This is a genomic window from Pseudomonas sp. SG-MS2 (assembly GCF_009933855.1).
Classification (GTDB): Bacteria; Pseudomonadota; Gammaproteobacteria; order Pseudomonadales; family Pseudomonadaceae; genus Aquipseudomonas; species Aquipseudomonas putida_E.
The window spans coordinates 32,232-50,430 of record NZ_MOMO01000063.1 but is presented as its reverse complement, the minus strand read 5'-3'; the positions used below and the strand labels follow the sequence as shown (position 1 = coordinate 50,430).

The 18,199-nt window shown below is 64.3% G+C and carries 13 protein-coding genes; 4 read left to right on the top strand and 9 right to left on the bottom strand.

What is annotated here, in order from left to right; all coding sequences use genetic code 11:
* Positions 1 to 61: 61 nt before the first annotated feature.
* The 3 genes from BLX42_RS04905 to ptsP are packed head-to-tail and all read right to left on the bottom strand — an operon-like array spanning position 62 to position 5,598.
* Positions 62 to 1,801, bottom strand: a complete 1,740-nt coding sequence (locus BLX42_RS04905) for a PTS fructose-like transporter subunit IIB (RefSeq protein WP_115273890.1) — start codon at positions 1,799 to 1,801, stop codon at positions 62 to 64.
* Positions 1,798 to 2,745, bottom strand: coding sequence for a 1-phosphofructokinase (gene pfkB, locus BLX42_RS04900; protein WP_161871257.1), 948 nt, complete (start codon positions 2,743 to 2,745; stop codon positions 1,798 to 1,800). The genes BLX42_RS04905 and pfkB overlap by 4 nt, the downstream gene beginning before the upstream one ends.
* Entirely contained in the window at positions 2,746 to 5,598 is a 2,853-nt protein-coding gene (gene ptsP, locus BLX42_RS04895) for a phosphoenolpyruvate--protein phosphotransferase (RefSeq protein WP_161871256.1), read from the bottom strand.
* Between the two features lie 296 nt (positions 5,599 to 5,894).
* Here ptsP and cra point away from each other — a divergent pair, with 296 nt between their 5' ends.
* A complete protein-coding gene (gene cra, locus BLX42_RS04890; RefSeq protein ID WP_012316208.1) occupies positions 5,895 to 6,890 on the top strand; it encodes a catabolite repressor/activator in 996 nt (331 codons plus the stop codon).
* Between the two features lie 2 nt (positions 6,891 to 6,892).
* Positions 6,893 to 7,669 carry a TatD family hydrolase gene (locus BLX42_RS04885; RefSeq protein ID WP_046784521.1) on the top strand — a complete coding sequence of 259 codons (777 nt, stop codon included), beginning with the start codon at positions 6,893 to 6,895 and terminating at the stop codon, positions 7,667 to 7,669.
* A 6-nt stretch (positions 7,670 to 7,675) separates the two neighbouring features.
* Here the strand turns inward: BLX42_RS04885 and BLX42_RS04880 are convergent, their stop codons facing one another.
* The 4 genes from BLX42_RS04880 to BLX42_RS04865 all read right to left on the bottom strand — a co-directional run bounded on the left by BLX42_RS04880 (position 7,676) and on the right by BLX42_RS04865 (position 13,441).
* Positions 7,676 to 9,688 carry a methyl-accepting chemotaxis protein gene (locus BLX42_RS04880; RefSeq protein WP_161871255.1) on the bottom strand — a complete coding sequence of 671 codons (2,013 nt, stop codon included), beginning with the start codon at positions 9,686 to 9,688 and terminating at the stop codon, positions 7,676 to 7,678.
* 102 nt (positions 9,689 to 9,790) lie between these two features.
* The gene (ampE, locus tag BLX42_RS04875) at positions 9,791 to 10,621 is read right to left on the bottom strand and encodes a regulatory signaling modulator protein AmpE (protein WP_046784523.1); all 831 of its coding nucleotides are present in this window, start codon (positions 10,619 to 10,621) and stop codon (positions 9,791 to 9,793) included.
* Positions 10,618 to 11,190, bottom strand: a complete 573-nt coding sequence (ampD, locus tag BLX42_RS04870) for a 1,6-anhydro-N-acetylmuramyl-L-alanine amidase AmpD (protein ID WP_046784524.1) — start codon at positions 11,188 to 11,190, stop codon at positions 10,618 to 10,620. Before ampD ends, ampE begins: the two co-directional genes overlap by 4 nt.
* An 85-nt stretch (positions 11,191 to 11,275) precedes the next feature.
* The gene (locus BLX42_RS04865) at positions 11,276 to 13,441 is read right to left on the bottom strand and encodes a DUF1631 domain-containing protein (protein WP_161871254.1); all 2,166 of its coding nucleotides are present in this window, start codon (positions 13,439 to 13,441) and stop codon (positions 11,276 to 11,278) included.
* A gap of 243 nt (positions 13,442 to 13,684) precedes the next feature.
* Between BLX42_RS04865 and nadC the strand changes: the two genes are divergently transcribed.
* Positions 13,685 to 14,533, top strand: coding sequence for a carboxylating nicotinate-nucleotide diphosphorylase (gene nadC, locus BLX42_RS04860; protein WP_046784526.1), 849 nt, complete (start codon positions 13,685 to 13,687; stop codon positions 14,531 to 14,533).
* A gap of 74 nt (positions 14,534 to 14,607) precedes the next feature.
* Here nadC and trxB read toward each other — a convergent pair whose 3' ends face one another.
* Entirely contained in the window at positions 14,608 to 15,570 is a 963-nt protein-coding gene (gene trxB / locus BLX42_RS04855) for a thioredoxin-disulfide reductase (RefSeq protein ID WP_003247318.1), read from the bottom strand.
* A gap of 329 nt (positions 15,571 to 15,899) precedes the next feature.
* On the opposite strand from trxB, the gene cysZ reads away from it, so the two are divergent.
* Positions 15,900 to 16,628, top strand: a complete 729-nt coding sequence (cysZ, locus tag BLX42_RS04850; protein WP_012316215.1) for a sulfate transporter CysZ — start codon at positions 15,900 to 15,902, stop codon at positions 16,626 to 16,628.
* Positions 16,629 to 16,730: 102 nt separating this feature from the next.
* Here cysZ and BLX42_RS04845 read toward each other — a convergent pair whose 3' ends face one another.
* On the bottom strand, positions 16,731 to 18,047 hold the full coding sequence (locus BLX42_RS04845; protein WP_161871253.1) for a PAS domain-containing methyl-accepting chemotaxis protein: 1,317 nt from the start codon (positions 18,045 to 18,047) through the stop codon (positions 16,731 to 16,733).
* Between the last annotated feature and the right edge of the window lie 152 nt (positions 18,048 to 18,199).

Sequence of the window (18,199 nt, the reverse complement as noted above, 5' to 3'; positions counted from 1 at the left end):
GAGCCGTGGGGTACCTGGGGAGCCGAATTGCCAGCGATGAGGCCGGTGATGATCGAACGCCCTAGCCCTTGGCCGGCGCCACGACCATTTCCACCCGCTCGCTCTTCTTGATCAGCGCATACACCACCGCCGTCAGCAGGCTACCCGCGACAATGGCCAGCAGGTACAGCAGCGCATGGTTGATCGCATTGGGAATCAGCAGCACGAACAGCCCGCCATGGGGCGCCATCAGCTTGCAACCGAAATACATCGACAGCGCGCCGGTCAATGCGCCGCCGGCGATACTTGCCGGGATGACCCGCAGCGGGTCTTTGGCGGCGAACGGGATGGCGCCTTCGGAAATGAAGCACAAACCCAGCACCAGAGCGGCCTTGCCGGCCTCGCGCTCGCTCTGGGCGAACTTGCGCCGGGCCAGGAACGTGGCGATACCGAGGCCGATCGGCGGTACCATGCCGGCTGCCATGGTCGCCGCCATCGGCGCGTAGCTCGAGGATGCCAGCAGCCCTACCGAAAAGGCATAGGCCGCCTTGTTGATCGGCCCGCCCAGGTCGATGCACATCATGCCGCCGAGCAGCAGCCCGAGGAGGATGGCGTTGGTGGTGCCCATGCTGTCGAGAAACTGCGTCAGGCCTTCGAGCATGGCGGCCACCGGTTGGCCGACCACGTAGATCATCACCAGGCCTGTGAACAGGCTCGCCAGCAGCGGAATGATCAGGATCGGTTTGAGCGCATCGAGGCTGCTCGGCAGGCGTGCCCAGCGCGCGATGGCTTTGGCGCTGTAACCGGCGAGGAAGCCGGCGACGATACCGCCGATGAAACCGGCCCCCAGGGTGCTGGCCAGCAGGCCGCCGATCATGCCGGGCGCCAGGCCCGGGCGGTCGGCGATGGACCAGGCGATATACCCCGCCAGCAACGGCACCATCAGCTTGAATGCGGCCTCGCCGCCGATCTGCATCAATGCAGCCGGCAGGGTGCCCGGTTCTTTGTAGGCTTCGATGCCGAAGACGAACGACAGGGCGATCAGCAAGCCGCCTGCCACCACCATCGGCAGCATGAAAGAAACACCGGTCAGCAAGTGTTTATAAACACCGGTTTTCTCGGCCTTGCCGGCACTTGAAGCGGCTGCAGCGTCACCTGCGCTTTCCACCTTGGCCTCGGCCAGGGCCTTGTCCAGCGTGGCGCGGGCTTGCTTGAGGGCGATGCCGGTACCGCAACGGTAGATCCGTTTGCCGGCAAAACGGGCCGTGGGCACTTCGATATCGGCGGCCAGCAGCACCACGTCGGCTTCGGCGATGGCCTGGGCCGACAGCGGGTTGCGCGCGCCGACCGAGCCTTGGGTTTCTACCGTCAGTTGATAGCCAAGCTGTTGCGCGGCCTGCTGCAACGCTTCGGCTGCCATGAACGTGTGCGCCACGCCAGTCGGGCAGGCGGTTACCGCGACGAGCTTGGCCGCAGCAGTGGCCAGGGGCTGTTCGGCTTGATGAGTATCGGCCTGTACCTGGGCATTTGCGGCCGCCTCGTCGAGGAAACCTTCACGGTCGGCCAGCGCTTGCGCCGGTGTGCTCTGGAACAAACGCTTGCCCGCGAAGCGGGCCAGGTCAACCGGCCCAGTGCTGACAACCAGCACCCAGTCGGCATCAGCGATCTGCGCGGCGCTCAGCTGGCGGTCGGGATGCTCGGCATCCTGCACTTCCACGCAGGTTTTCCAGCCGCGGCGCTGGGCGGCAGCGGCCAGCAGGCGCGCGCTCAGCACGCTGGACACCTGGCCGTTGGGGCAGGCGGTGACAATGGCAATGTTCATCGGCGAGCCTCTTGTTGTTTTGTCAGTTGCACGGCGGCCTCCAGGCGCGCCAGTTGCTCGCGGTCACGGATACCGAAACCGACCTGGGTCACGGCCTGGGCGGCGATGGCTGTGGCGCGGCGCAGGGTCTGCGCAGGCGCTTCAGCCAGCAGCAGGCCGTGAACCATGCCCGCCACCAGCGAGTCGCCCGCGCCCACCGTGCTGGCAACCTGCACCTGCGGTGGCTGGGCGTGCAGCGCGTGGCCAGCTGTAAACCAGCTGACGCCCTGCTCCCCCGCCGACACCACCACGTGCTCGATACCCGTGGCCAGCAGTCGCTGGGCGGCAGCCTGCTGTTCGGCGGCGCTGTGCACGTCAAGGCCAAGCACTTCGCCCAGCTCTTCGGTGTTCGGCTTGACCAGCCAGGGGGCGCTCTGCAGGCCTGCGCGCAGGGCCGCACCGCTGCTGTCCAGGGCAACCTTCAGGCCTTGGCCCTTGAGCTGTTCGAGCAACCGGGCGAACCAGTCCGGGCTGATACCGCGTGGCAGGCTCCCAGCCACCACCACGGCGTCATGCCCGGGGGCGACCTGTTCAAGCAGGCGCATCAGGGCCTCACATGCGGCCTCATCGACCTGGGGGCCTTGGCCATTGATGTCGGTCACCCGGCCATCAGCCTCGACCAGTTTGAGGTTGCTGCGCGTCTCACCCGGTACACGCACGAAGCAATCGGCAAAGCCGCGCCATTCGATCAACGCCTCGAACGGTTGCAGGTTGCCCTGGCCAAGGAAACCACCGACGGTCACGCTGTGCCCCAGGTCGGCCAGTACCTGGGCCACGTTCAGCCCTTTGCCGGCGGCATGGCTGTGCTGGTCCTGGGCACGGTTGACGTGCCCGGGGCGCAGGGCGTCGAGGCTGATGGTGATGTCCAGCGCCGGGTTCAGGGTCAGGGTAAGGATCTTGGCCATTCAGTAACGCTCCACCAGCGCGCGAACCGCTGCGGCGCTGTCTTGTTGCAGGGCCTCGCGCGCCAGGGCGCGGGCCGTCTGATGATCGGCCTGGCGAACCAGGGCCTTGACTTCGGCAACGCTGCGGGCGGCCACGCTCAGTTCGTCCACGTCCAGGCCCAGCAACACCGCCACCGCCTGCGGGTCGGCGGCCAGTTCACCGCACACCCCTACCCACTTACCCTCGGCATGGGCAGCGCGCACGGTCATGTCGATCAGGCTCAGCACGGCCGGGTGCAGGCCGTCGGCCTGGGCCGACAGGCTGGGGTGGCCACGGTCGATGGCCAAGGTGTACTGGGTCAGGTCGTTGGTGCCGATACTGAAAAAGTCCACTTCGCGGGCCAATTGTGGCGCCAGCAAAGCGGCGGACGGCACTTCGACCATGATGCCCAGTTGCAGGTCGGCTACCGGAATTTCCTCGCGCAGGCGCTCGACCATCGCCCTCGCCTCCCGCCACTCATGCACCTGGCCGACCATCGGGAACATGATGCGCAACGGGCGCTGATCCGCGGCGCGCAGCAGGGCCCGGAGCTGGTCTTCCATGATCTGCGGGCGCTGCAAGGTCAGGCGCACGCCCCGCACACCGAGGAAGGGGTTTTCCTCGGCAGCGATCGGCCAGTAGGGCAACGGTTTGTCCCCGCCCACATCGAGGGTGCGCACTACCAGGGGCCGCCCGCCCAGCCCATCGAGCACACGGCGGTATTCGGCTTCCTGGGTGGCGACATCCGGCGCCTGCGAGTGGGCCATGAAGATCAGCTCGGTGCGCAGCAGGCCGATACCTTCGGCGCCCTGCTCCACCACCTTGTCGATGCCGCCGCTCTGGCCGATGTTGGCGAATACTTCGACGGCATGGCCATCGCGGGTTACCGCTGGCTCATGACGGTTGGCCCAGGCTGCTTGCAGGCGCTGCTCGCGCAGGTCACGCTCGGCCAGCGCACGTTGCAACTCATCGGCTGGCGGGGCGACGCTGACTACACCGCGCTGGCCATCGAGCAACAGCGGCGTACCTGGTTCAAGCAGCAGAATCGCCGCCCCCGCGCCGACCACCGCCGGGATGCCCAAGGCCCGCGCAACGATCGCGCTGTGAGCGGTTGCGCCGCCATGGGCGGTGACGATACCGGCAACCCGCGCCGGGTCCAGGCGGGCCACATCAGAAGGGCCGACTTCGCCCATCACCAGCACGTAAGGTTGCTCAGGCTCGGCCTGCGTCTGCACACCGCACAACTGCGCCAGCACCCGGCGGCCAATGTCGCGCAGGTCGGCGGCACGCTCGGCGAGCAGCGCATCATGCAGCGCCTCTTGTTGGCAAGCCGCCGCTTCGATCACGGCCATCCACGCGGCGGCGGCGCTTTCACCCTGGGCCAGACGCAGTTCGACATCGTCGGCCAGTGCAGGGTCGGCGAGCATTTCCTGATGGGTGACGAAGATCTCGCCGACGGCCTTGTCGCTGCGCTGCACCAGGGCCTGCAGCTCGGCGTTCACCGTCTCCAGTGCCCGGCGCAGCTTGACCCGCTCCTGCGCTGGCGATTCGCCACGCAGCGGATAATCGATGTCACGCTCGACGCAGACATGGGCGGGCCCACTGGCAATGCCGGGGGCCGCAGCCACGGCCTGGATACGGCTACCGGCAGCCGGCGCCTGCAACACCTCGACGGGCGCTGGGTTCACCGCAGCCGCAGTTTTCGGCAATGGCTCAACGTCCTCACCCAAGCCCTGCTCGATTGCCGCCAGCAGTACCGGCAAGGCATCACCGGCAATGGACGGCTCGGCCAGCAGCTCCAGTTCCTGGCCACGGCGTGCGCCAAGGCTGAGCAGCTTGCTCAGGCTCTTGACCGAAACCGCAGGTTGCGCGCTGTCCAGCACACGCAGGCGGATTTCGCCCTCAAAACCCTTGGCCAACTGCGCCAGGATTTTTGCCGGGCGGGCGTGCAGGCCATGTGGGTTGGCCAGCACGAAACGAGCGCTGGGCCAGTCGGGAGCGGTCTCACCAACCAGCACCTCAAGTACCGCGCGGCTGCTGGTGGCCTGGTAAAGCGTTTGCCCGCGCCCCTCGATCAGTACCTCGCACAGGCGCTCGAGCAGCGCCTGGTGGGCAGCGCCGAGGCTGGCCAGGCAAAACAGGCCATTGAGTGGCTGGTCGCGGTAGCGCAGCGGCTGCTGCGGGGTGACGAAGGCCAAGCCTGGCTGACGTACCTGCCGCTCGCTGTGCAGCCACCAGAGCCCCTCGCCCAGGGGCAAGGGCTCGGCCTGCTGCAGCACCGCGGCAAAACCATTGTCGACACACCCGGCACGCTGCAACAGGCGGGCACCGCGCCAGGCCAACTCGTCGAAGTCTTCGGCGGGCAGGTTCAAGCTGACCAGTTGCGCATCCAGCGCCAGCGCCTGGGGTGCGCCCTGCAGCAGCTTGAGCAGCGCTTCGGCGGAACTGGCACGGCGCAGGGCTTCGGCCAGGTCGGTCTCGCCCAGGGCACGGGTCAGCAACTGCAGCAAACGCAAGTGCTCGTCGGAGCGTGCGGCAATGCCGATGGCCAGGTAGACGATCTGGCCGTCCCCCCAGTCCACGCCTTCAGGAAACTGCAGCAAACGCACGCCAGTGGCATACACCAGGTCGCGGGTCTGCGGCGTGCCGTGGGGGATGGCGATGCCTTGGCCGAGGAATGTAGAACCTTGCGCTTCGCGCGCCTGCAGGCCCTGCAGGTACCCTTCGGCGACCAGGCCGTCAGCGACCAGTCGATCCGCCAGCAGGCGCAGAGCCTGGCCTTTGTCGACGGCCGTCTGGCCCATGGCTATCTGCTCTTTGGCGAGCTCGAGCATGACCTTCTCCTTTTGCAGCCCCTGCGCGCACTTTTGCACCGGGTACTGAGGTATTGTTGTGAAATTCACGTATTCAGCCAGTCAACGGCCTTGCACGAGCGGCAGGGAAGGCAGAAAAATTAATAGCTGAAACGTTTAATCTGACCAAGCGGCCACGTTACTCGATAATCTTCCGGGGAAAAAGCCCCATCCTGTCGGACAATTGCGACAATGGTCGTCTGCGCGTGGTGGCCGGCCCGGGTCAAACTGCCCGGTCTGGTTGTACAGCCCGCCCCGGTAATAACAAGGAAAATTCGGTGAAACTCAGCGATATCGCCCGTCTGGCTGGTGTGTCCGTGACCACTGCCAGCTACGTCATCAATGGCAAGGCCGAACAGCAGCGCATCAGCAACAGCACCGTCGAGCGGGTGCGTGCGGTGGTCGAGGCCCACGGCTTCACGCCCAACCCCCAGGCTGCGGGCCTGCGCAGCCGGCATACCCGCACCTTGGGCTTCATTCTGCCGGACCTGGAAAACCCCAGCTACGCGCGCATTGCCAAGCAGCTGGAGCAAGGCGCCCGCGCCCGTGGCTATCAACTGCTGATCGCCAGCAGCGATGACAGGCCCGACAGTGAGCGCCAACTGCAGCAGCTGTTCCGGGCCCGGCGTTGCGATGCCCTGTTCGTCGCCAGTTGCCTGCCCCCCGAAGATGACAGCTACCGCGAACTGCAGGACAAGGGCCTGCCGGTTATCGCCATCGACCGGCGCCTGAACCCGGCACACTTTTGTTCGGTCATCAGCGATGATCGCGATGCCAGCCGCCAGTTGGCCGATAGCCTGCTGGCCACGGCACCGCGCAGCATCGCACTGATCGGTGCGCGCCCGGAGCTGTCGGTCAGCCAGGCCCGCGCAGGCGGCTTCGACGAAGCCATGCAGGGTTTTGCCGGGGACGTGCGCCGTTATCAAGGCGAGGCATTCAGCCGCGAATGCGGCCAGCGCTTGATGCAGCAGTTGATCGACGAGCTGGGCGGCCTGCCGGATGCCTTGGTCACGACGTCCTACGTGCTGCTGCAAGGCGTGTTCGACACCCTGCAGGCGCGCCCGGCCGATTCGCGCCTGCTGCACCTGGGCACCTTCGGTGACAACCAGTTGCTCGATTTTCTGCCGCTGCCGGTCAACGCCATGGCCCAGCAACATGGCCTGATCGCCGCCACCGCCCTGGAACTTGCCTTGGCGGCCATCGAGGACAAACGCTACGAACCCGGCGTGCATGCCATCGGTCGAACCTTCAAGCAACGTATTACTGTGGCCTGAACATGCGCCTGATCGACACTCACACCCACCTGGACTTCCCCGACTTCGATGCCGACCGCACGCGCCTGCTGGCTGACGCGGCAGGGCGTGGGGTGGAGCGCATGGTAGTGCTGGGGGTTTATCAGGCCAATTTCCAGCGGGTGTGGGACCTGGCCTGCAGCGATGAGCGCGTGCGCGCAGCGCTTGGGCTGCATCCGATCTACCTGGAGCAGCACCGCCCCGAGCACCTGGTGCAGTTGCGCCAATGGCTTGAACGCCTGCAGGGCGATCCGCGGCTGTGCGCCGTGGGCGAGTTTGGCCTGGACTACTACGTCGAAACCCTGGACAAGGCACGCCAGCAAGCGCTGTTCGAAGCACAACTGCAGATGGCCTGTGACTTCGAACTGCCCGCCCTGCTCCACGTGCGCCGCAGCCATGCCCAGGTGATTGCCACACTCAAGCGCTACAAGCCGGCGCGGGCCGGGATCATCCACGCGTTCGCGGGCAGTTATGAAGAGGCGCGCGAGTACATCAAGCTCGGTTTCCGGCTCGGGCTGGGTGGTGCCGGGACCTGGCCGCAGGCAGTGCGCTTGCGCAAGACCCTGCCGCGCCTGCCGCTGGAAAGCATCGTGCTGGAAACCGACGCCCCGGACATGGCGCCGGCGATGTTTGCCGGTGAGCGAAACAGCCCGGAGCATCTACCGGAGATTGCCGGGGCATTGGCTGAGGTAATGGGCATTGATGTGCACGTGTTGGCCGAGGCCAGCAGCAAGAACGCCTGTGAGCTGTTTGGCTGGTAGTACTGGCTAAACCCTGAACGCCCCGATCAACCGTTTCAACTCTACCACCTGCTCCGACAATGCCCGGCTGGCATCCTCGGCCTGGCAAGCCCCCACCGAGGTGTCCTGTGCCGCCTGATTGATCGCCACGATGTTCTGGTCGATGTCATGGGCCACCGCCGTCTGCTGCTCTACCGCCGCCGCTATCTGCTGGTTCTGCTCGACAATGCCGCCAACCGCGCCAAGGATGTTGCCCAGCGCCTGCTGCACCTGGCGTGCCTCCTCGACCGTGCCCGCCGCCATCTGATGGCTACTGCCCATGGCGCGAACCGCTGCCCCGACACCGTCCTGCAAACGCTGGATCATCTGCGCTATCTGCGCGGTGGAATCCTGGGTGCGCTTGGCCAAGGTACGCACTTCATCAGCGACCACGGCAAACCCCCGGCCTTGCTCACCGGCCCGAGCTGCCTCGATTGCAGCGTTGAGTGCCAGCAGGTTGGTCTGCTCGGCGATACTGCGGATCACCTCCAGGACTTGGCTGATCGCCTGGCTGTCGTCCGCCAGCTGATTGATCGCCAGCACCGTCTGGTCGATTTCGGCTGCCAGCCGGCCAATGCTGCCCTGCTGCTCTTGCACCAACGTGCGGCCATTGGCACTTTCGTGGTTGACCTGCTGCGCACCATCGGCGGCCAATGCAGCGCTGCGCGCCACTTCCTGCGCAGTGGCGCTCATCTGGTTCATCGCCGTGGCGACCTGCTCGATCTGTTCACGCTGGCCGCTGACTGACTGGCTGCTGCGTGCCGATACCGCCAGTACCTGCCCGGCCTGCGCTTCGACCGCCACAACGGTGTGGCCGACCTGCTCGATCAGGCAACGGATACGGCGCACGGTTTCGCTGAAACCCTGGGCCAGTTCGCCCAGTTCGTCGCGGCTGTTGGCCTTGAAACTGACCGTCATGTCACCGGCCGCCACCTTGTCCATCGCGCCGCCCAGCTTGCGCAGGGTCGTGCGGATCGATACATAGAAGCCCCCGTAGAGGTAAAGGATCAGCGCGAAAACGCCCGCCAGTACGGCCCCCAAGGCGACCATGCGCAGGCGCTGCTGGCCAAGACGCTCCTGCAACTGCAGGTGCAGATGCCCAAGGACTTGTTCGTTCAGTTGGTAGGTGTGAGCCATCAGCTCACTCACCTGTCGATAGAAGGCGGGCCAGGGCGCATCAAGGGTTTCAGCGACCACCACACGCTCCTCGAACAACGCGGCGGCTTGCTTGACGGAAAGCTTGCTGGCCTGTGCCGCGGCGATCATGTCGGCAGGGACGCCGGGGTCACTGGCCAGGGCTTCATCCACCCGCATGCCATAGTCCGCCGCCAAACGCTCCAGGCGTTGCAGCAGGTCTTCGAAGCGGACGCTACCGGATGAGTCGATGAACCCTCGGCCAAGCGCGATGGCACCCATCGTCCTGCCCTCGCCCAAGGCCAGGGTCACCTGGGCGGTGGCAGTGCCGAGCAGTTCGCTCAACTGGCGCACCGAAACCTGGCTGTCCTGGCTCAGGCCGGACTGGCTGGCCACCAGTTTGCTCAGCACCTGTGCTTGAGCCAGCAGCTTGTCGAACAGGGCGACCTTGGCCTGCAAGGACGTTTCGGCCTGGGCGCTGGCAAAAGCGCCAGCCAGCTCGTCCAGCTTGGCCTGGGGAACCGACTCATGGCCATGCAGGGCCTGCACCTGTGCCTGGACCTTGTCCTGCAACGCAGCGATGCGTGACTCCAGGTCGCCGGCCTGGCCCGACTGCCCGAGCACGGCATTGATCTGCATGAGGTTGCCGAGGGCTTCCAGGTCGGTGCGCAATGCCAAGCTGCCGCTAAGCGGGGTAATACCCTGCAATTGGGCACGGGTTGCCTGAAACTGCTGATAGGCGTCGCGCACCAGGTAGCTGCTGGTGGCGAGCATGGGCAGGAAGAACAGGGCGCTGATGAGGCTGAACTTCTGGCCGAAGCTCAGCCGGTTCATCAGTGCGATTGCCGGGTAGAGCAGACGCTTCACGGGGCACCTCCTTGGATTCTTGTTGTTCTGCGAGGGGTAGCACTAGGCCACCTGTATAGCGCAGATCGAACCGGAGGTTTGTAACTTAAGGTTAACCGGCGCTCAGACCAGCACCGTCCACAGCGCAAAGCCCGCATACCACAGCACCGCACAGCGCAGCAGCAGCTCCCACAGGCTATCGAGCCGAGCCAGACCGCGCTGGCTGTCCTCTTGTTCGGGAATGTCATCGGCAACCCGCCCGACCCTGGCCACCAGGTGCCCGGCGCTGATGTGCCAGTTGAGCAGTTCGTGCAGCATCACGCGGGTCACTGCGACGAAATTGCCGACGAGGGCGAAACTCAGGGCCAACACGCGTACCGCAAGCCAGTCCATGATGTGCCGCAGCTGCTCGGCCCGGGCCTTGAGCGCCGGTTGGCAACTGTTATCGCCTGTCAGCGCCAGCAGGCGATAGGCCAGCGCCGCCCCGGGGCCGAGCACGAAGTACCAGAAGATCACGGCGAAGAAACTCTGATAGGCCTGCCACAACAGGTAGCCTTGCACGCGCACCAGCAAAGCCTGGGGTTCATCAGCCACCAGGCCCAGGTCGCGCTCGGCCACATGCAGCGCGGCCTGGTCGTCGCCGCGCCGCCAGGCATCGCGAAACGGCCCAAGGGCGGCCTTGGCATCGCCACGGCCGAGGCTGTAGATCAGCACCAGCAGGTGCACCGGCAGGGCCAGCAAACCATAGGCCACCGGGTCGAGCACGTGCAGCAGCAACACCAGCACCGCCACGGGTGCAAGCACCAGGATGGCCAGGCTCCACCAAGGGTGCACCTTCCCGCTGCGCTCCAGGCGCACCAGCTCGCCCAGGAAGAAGCCATCGCGCTGTACCTGATGGCGCAGGGCGGAGAACTTCTCGACCCACAACGCCAGTATCAACACCAGAAAACTCATGCCTTGTCCTCGTTGTGCTGCACGGCTGCGCGGTAACGCTGCCAGTCGAATGCCGGGCCAGGGTCGGTCTTGCGCTGCGGGGCAATATCGCTATGGCCCTGGATCCGGCCCAGGTCGATAACCGGCCAGGCCGCCTGAATCTGCCGGGTGAGTTGCTCCAGCACACGGTACTGGGCATCGCTGTACGGCAGGTCGTCGGTCCCTTCCAGCTCGATACCGATGGAAAAGTCGTTACAGCCTTCTCGCCCGTCAAAACATGACACGCCGGCATGCCAGGCACGGTCCAGCAACGACACGAACTGGGTCACCGCACCGTCGCGCTCCACGAACAGGTGCGCCGATACGGTCAGGTGGCTGATGCTGGCAAAGTAGGGATGTTCGCTGGGGTCCAGGCGGTTCTGGAAGAACTGTTGGACTTTGCCGCTGCCGAAGCAGGCCGGCGGCAGGCTGATGTTGTGGATCACCAGCAGGGAAATCGATTCGCCCTCGGGTCGCGCGTTGAAGTTCGGCGAAGGGCAGTGGGTGATTCCGTTTCCGTGGAACCAGCCGGTGGCACGGTCCAATTGCATGGGGCAGTTCCTGAAGAACGCTGGGTACAGAGGCGCAGTATGCCCTGCCAGTATCGCGCTTTGCATGTGAATCTGCAGTAGCAGGTCAATGAACCTGCTGCTGGCGCAAGCTTTCCAGCACGGTCTCCAGCGCCCGCTCGAAAAGCAGGCCATCGTCCAGCAGCCGCACCTCACCAAGGCGCAGTGCTTGGGCGAGGCCCAGCATGTTCCACTCGCGGACCTTCATCCCGGTGCGGTTGGCGAATACCAGGCGGTCACTGCTGTCGATACGCGCCACCAGTTTGCAGCGCAACGGCTCGTCATCGTCGAGCACTTCTATCCAGGCGCCGATGCGCAGGCGCTGTACCGCACGCAGTTGTGCGGCTTGCTCGTCGTGCGGGTGCAGCGGCGCACAAGCGGGCTCTTCGGCCATGGCCAGCACGATGTCCTCAGCCACCAGCACTTCGGCCAGAGCCTGACCGTCTGGGGTTAGCGGCAGTTCGGCCCCCGCACAGGCACGCAGGTGCAGTTGCTCGAGTTGCTGGAAAAAGTCGCGGGTCGCCTGCGAGTCCAGCGCCACGCCGGCCAAACCCTCACGCAATGCCTTGAGCAGGCCGGGCACTTGCTGCAGCAGGGCCTGCGGATCACGCCGGGGAATGATGCTGGCAAGCAATGTGTCCATGGTCGCTAGGGCGTTGATCCACGCCGCGGAGCCCTCACCCTGTTTGAGCCATGCCAGCAGCAGCACCTGGCTCCAGGCTTGCACCAGCATCTGCACGACTGCTTGAGGCAGCACCCGACCGCGCAAGCGCTGGTTGAGTACCTGTTGCACCTGCTGGCGAGCCTGCACGGCGCGCGCACGCCCTTCTTCGGCATCGCGGGTGCGTTGTTCGAGCAGTTCGTTGCGCCGCCGTTCATCCTGGCTGAAGGCCATGAAGTCCTCCAGCAGTTCGGCGAACAGGGCCGAGTCCTCGGTGAAGTCATTGAGCAGACGCTGGACGATGCGCCCTACACGCAGGTGCAGGCTGTCACGCAGGCCTTCGCTACCGGTTTCCCAGCCGATCGACGCGGCAGCGATCTCATTGAGCAAGCGCCGAGCAGGGTGGCTGGCGCGGCTGAACAGCCCTTTGTCGAGCAATGCCACCTTGAGCAGTGGGATGTGCAGGCGGGCAATCAGCGCCCGCAGGCTGTGCGGCATGTTGTCATCGGCCTGGACGTAGTCGAACAGCAGGCCGACCAGGTTGATCATGTCTATGTCGGCCGTGGCAATACGCCGGCGGGTGCCACTGCGCACGCTGACCCGCAACAGCAACTGTTCGAGCTGCTGGCCAAGGTCGAAATCTTCTTCGTCGAAGGTGGCCGGCACATAGTGCTGCAAATGCGTGAGCAGGCGCAGCAGGTCGGCGGTGCTTATCGGCTGGGCTGTGGCAATGGATTGCAAGCGTGGCGCGATCCTGCCGCGGGCCGGTGCCAGCAGCCCTTGCACCGAGGTGAAGAAAGCCTGGCCGGCACTGTCCGCGCCGATGGCCTCGTCAGGCCCCAGGCTGGCCGGCGTCCGCCGCGAGCTCAGGCGACAGTCCTCGGCACGCCGGCGCGGCGCAGGCGGCAGCTCTGCCAGCACGCCGGCAGCGGCCAGCAACTGGTTGGCTTCGCCATAGAGCACGTCGGTATCACGCAGCACGTAACGTTCGAACAACTTCAGCAGGACCAGTTTGACCCGCAGGCCAACACCCAGGTTACGCCCGGCATCAAGGAAGTAGCCACACAATGCGCCAGGCGCCAGGGGGCTTTTTTGCAGGTCCAGCGTACATTCGAGCAGGGCCTGCAAACGCAGGGTCAACTGCTCCAGGGCAATTGCGTCGCGCGACAGCACGCGCGCAACCATACCCTCGACGGTCGCTGCCCGCTCCTGTTGCGCCTTGTTTTTCGGGTGATCGGTAATGGCCACGAAGCCCAGTGGCTCGGCCTCACCTATGCGGGCGAACCTCTCGTAGAACCTGTCGAGAAAGCCGCGCTCGATGCTCTTGCGCTTGAGGCGCAAGTCGCGCATGGCCTCGAAATACAGGTTCTGATCGAAACGGTCAGCAGCCTTCTCGGCCATTTCAAAGAGGGTATCGTCAGCGTTGTCGAACAAAGCCTGCAAGCCCTGGCGCAATTGCAGGGCCGCCTTGTCGCGCACCTGCAGCAACAGCATCGGCAGGCAAGGCAAGGGCGTGCGCGCACCCCGATCAATGGCGGCCGCCAGGGGCACCACCTTGCCTTCTTTATGCATCCCGAACTCCTTGCTGGGCGACGTGTTCGATAAAAGTGAAAAATCGTCAAAGCTATGACGCCAAATACTGGGCGCCATTATCGGTAAAAATGCCGATACCTGCCAGCACCTCTTCACTCGCCGGTAAATGACTGTATTTTTTGCCAAATGCTCACTCCGCCTGACCAAAGGTCAGGTGCAAGGCGGCTGTAAACAGCGGCCCCCTGCCCTATAATCGCCGGCAACTTGCTTGTGGAGCCGACCATGCCGAACCTACGCCTTGCCGACCTGACCGCCGAGATCGAAGCCAACGTGCGCCGCGCCCTGCTGGAGGACATCGGCAGCGGCGACATCACCGCGCAGCTGATTCCGGCCGAGCGCCTGGCCAAGGCCACCATCATCACCCGCGAAGATTGCGTGATTGCCGGCACCGCCTGGGTCGATGCCGTGTTCCGTCAACTCGACCCGCGTGTGGCGGTGCACTGGCAGGTGGCCGATGGTGACCGCGCCACGGCCAACCAGGTGCTGTTCCACCTCGAAGGCCCGGCACGTTCACTGCTCAGCGGCGAGCGCAGTGCGCTTAACTTCCTGCAGATGTTGTCGGGCGTGGCCACACGTGCCCGTGCGCTTGCCGACCTGGTCGAAGGTACCCGGGTGCAACTGCTCGACACCCGCAAGACCCTGCCCGGCCTGCGCCTGGCGCAAAAATATGCAGTGACCTGCGGCGGCTGCCACAACCATCGCATCGGCCTGTTCGATGCCTTCCTGATCAAGGAAAACCATATTGCCGCCAGCGGCGGTGTGCCCGAAGCAGTAGCGGCAGCCCACCGCATTGCTCCGGGCAAGCCGGTGGAAATCGAGGTGGAAAGCCTGGATGAACTGCGCCAGGCGTTGAGCGCCGGTGCCGACATCATCATGCTCGACGAGCTGAGCCTGGACGAAATGGGCGAAGCGGTACGCATTACCGCTGGCAAAGCCAAGCTGGAGGCCAGTGGCGGGGTGACCGAAAGCACCCTGCGGGTGATTGCCGAGACTGGGGTGGACTACATCTCCATTGGTGCGATGACCAAGGATGTGAAGGCCGTCGACCTGTCGATGCGCCTGAGCCTCTGAAGGGGGCGAAACCTGCACAAAACCCAAGACACAAAAAAACCGGCCAGATGGCCGGTTTTTTTGTGCGCTGCGGATCAGAACGAGGCGTTGGCCAGGCCGTCCAGGTAGCGCTCGACGTCCAGCGCAGCCATGCAGCCGGCACCGGCAGAGGTGATCGCCTGGCGGTAAACGTGGTCAGCCACGTCGCCTGCGGCAAACACGCCTTCGACATTGGTGGCGGTAGCGTTGCCTTCACGGCCGCCGTTGACCACCAGGTAGCCGTCCTTCAGGGTGAGCTGGCCTTCGAACAGTGAGGTGTTCGGCGTGTGGCCGATGGCGATGAACACGCCGTCGACCTTGATTTCGTCGCTGCTGCCATCGTTGTTCTTCAGGCGCGCACCGGTCACACCCATGTTGTCACCCAGCACTTCGTCCAGGGTAGCGTTGAGCTTGAGCTCGATCTTGCCTTCGGCGACACGGGCGTTGAGCTTGTCGACCAGGATCTTTTCGGCACGGAACGTTTCGCGGCGGTGCACCAGGGTTACCTTGCTGGCGATATTGGCCAGGTACAGCGCCTCTTCAACGGCAGTGTTGCCGCCGCCGACCACAGCCACCGGCTTGTTGCGGTAGAAGAAGCCGTCGCAGGTAGCGCAGGCCGACACACCCTTGCCCATGAAGGTTTCTTCCGAGGGCAGGCCCAGGTATCGCGCGCTGGCACCGGTGGCGATGATCAGTGCATCGCAAGTGTACTTGCCGCTGTCACCCTGCAGGGTGAAGGGCTTGTTGGCCAGGTCGACGGCGTTGATGTGGTCGAAGACGATCTCGGTCTCGAAACGCTCGGCGTGTTCCTGCATGCGCTGCATCAGCGCCGGGCCGGTCAGGCCATGGGGGTCGCCAGGCCAGTTGTCGACTTCGGTGGTGGTGGTCAGTTGACCGCCGGCCTGCATGCCGGTGATCAGCAGCGGCTTGAGGTTGGCGCGGGCGGCGTACACCGCGGCACTGTAACCGGCAGGGCCGGAACCGAGGATGATGACGCGCGAATGACGTACTTCAGACATGTCGAACTCCTGTCGAGCGGGCCTCAGGGGCCGGCATCGGTATACCGGCTGCGCCAGCTGAAATTAAAAAGGACCCACGCAGCACTTGGGGAAGGCTACAACGCGCAGGTCCGAAACCTGAAAGTTGAGCGCACTGTAGCGAGGTGGCAGAGATTAAGGAAATATCCTTCGACAATCCACCTCATAGGCATCCTCTATACGTCAATTTCTCCTATGGAAAAGGCCGTGGTGCTTTTGTTACAGGCAGTTTCCCATCCTCTGCCCGCCTTTCGTCGGCGCGGCAAAGCCGGTAAGGTCAGCGCGTTTTCCCTTCTCTGCGGAGCGTCTCGATGCAAGCCCCTGTCCTCTCTGGCCCCCAGTACCTGCGCGAAGGCCTGAAACTGGTGCTCAGCCCCAATCTGCGGTTGTTCGTACTGCTGCCGTTGGCGATCAACCTGCTGCTGTTCGGCGGCATGATCTACTTCGCCGGCCACCAGTTCGGCCTTTGGCTCGATGCCCTGATGCCTACCCTGCCGGACTGGCTGAGCTTCCTCAGCTACATCCTCTGGCCGCTGTTCGTCGCCTTGCTGGTATTGATGGTGTTTTTCACCTTCACCCTGGTGGCCAACATCATCGCCGCGCCTTTCAATGGTTTTCTGGCCGAAAAGGTCGAGGTGGTGGTACGTGGCGAGGATAACTTCCCGGCGTTCAGCTGGGGCGAGCTGGTGGCGATGGTGCCACGCACCTTCGGCCGCGAAATGCGCAAGCTTGGCTACTTTCTGCCACGGGCCATCGCGCTGTTCATCCTCTCGTTCATCCCGGTGGTGAACGTGATCGCAGCGCCGCTATGGCTGATCTTCGGTGTGTGGATGATGGCCATCCAGTACATCGACTACCCGGCGGACAACAACAAGATGAGCTGGCAGGACATGCTCGCCTGGCTGCGCCAGAAGCGCTGGCAGAGCCTGGGCTTTGGCGGCATCACCTACCTGGCGCTGATGGTGCCGGTGGTGAACGTGCTGATGATGCCGGCTGCGGTGGCAGGGGCCACGCTGTTCTGGGTACGCGAGCGCAACTGATCCCCGGCCCGCATGCGCGGCCCGCCGTAGGCGCGGCCTTGTATCGCGAAAGGGCCGCAACGCGGCCCCAGCAACATGTGCATCACCGCCGAATCCTGGGCCTTACTGCCCCAACCGGCTGGAAAACTGCCCGACCGCATCCACAACTTTCTTCGCCCCTTCCTGAATCTCGACGATCACCCCGCCGGTATCAGCCGCCAGCGCCAGCCCCTGTTCGGCCTGGCGCTTGCTGGTATCGATGATGTCCACCGCCGCCTGGGCCAACTGCTCGTTCTGCTGCACCACCTTGGCGATTTCTTCGGTGGCGGTGCTGGTACGTGAAGCCAGCTGGCGCACTTCGTCTGCCACCACGGCAAAGCCGCGCCCCTGCTCACCCGCCCGGGCGGCCTCGATGGCCGCGTTGAGCGCCAGCAGGTTGGTCTGGCCGGCAATGTCGCTGATGGTCTTGATGATCGCGCCGATCACCTTGGACTGTTTGTCCAGCGCCTGGATGCCTTCTGCGGCTTCCTGCATCGACCCTTCCAGCCCACGCATCACCTCGACGGTCTGGGTCACCACATCGGTAGCCTTGTGCGCACTGTTGTCGGTTTCCAGCGAGGTGTTGTAGGCAATGTCGGCTGCCTGCGCCACGGCCTGCTCCTGATTGACCTGGTCGGTGATCACGGTGGCAAACTTCACCACCTTGTACAGCACATCATGGGCATCGATGATCGGGTTGTAGGAAGCCTCCAGCCATACAGTACGCCCATGGGCGTCGATCCGTTTGAACCGATCGGCCACGTATTCACCGCGGCGCAGCTTGTCCCAGAACGCCTGATAGCCCGCCGAACTGGCTTCTTCCGGCTCGCAGAACATGCGGTGGTGCTTGCCGCGAACCTGCTCCAGGCTGTAGCCCACCGTTTGCAGAAAGCGGTCATTGGCAGTCAGCACCTGACCGTCGAGGTTGAATTCGATCACCGCGGTGGAGCGCATCAGTGCCTTGATCAGGCTTTCATGTTCGCGCGAGGTCTCGATGGTGCGGGTCAGGTCGCTGCAGTGCATGGAAAAATGCCTGATGCGCCCGTCACTGCCCTTGACCGGCTGCAGGATCGAGCGCAACCAGGCTTCTTCGCCGTTGCCACGCAGCAACCGGAAAGCACCGTTGAGGTGTTCGCCGCGGCTGATAGCGCTTTTCATGCGTTGGTAGAAATCGAGCTTCTTCACATGTTCCGGCACGATGTCTTCAATATTGCGCCCGATCAACTGCTCGCTGCGGTAAAGCATCTCTTTCTCGAAATTGCCGTTGATCAGTTCGATACGCCCCTGGGGGTCGAGCTGAAGCACCAGCATTTCGCTGTCCAGGCTGTTCTTGATCTGCTCGATGGAATGAAGCTCCTCTCGCAGTTGCTGGATTTCTTTTTTGAGCTTGCTGTTGAACATCACCGCTCCCGGAGCGAGTCACCTGATCGAATGCATCTTCATCGGCTGCCTGGCAGGGCTCTTGAGTGCTGCACGAGGAAATATTCATCCCGCTGGAACTGCCGGCAATCAGGCGTCATCGGCACGTCACAAGGCTGTCACATAAGCGCAAC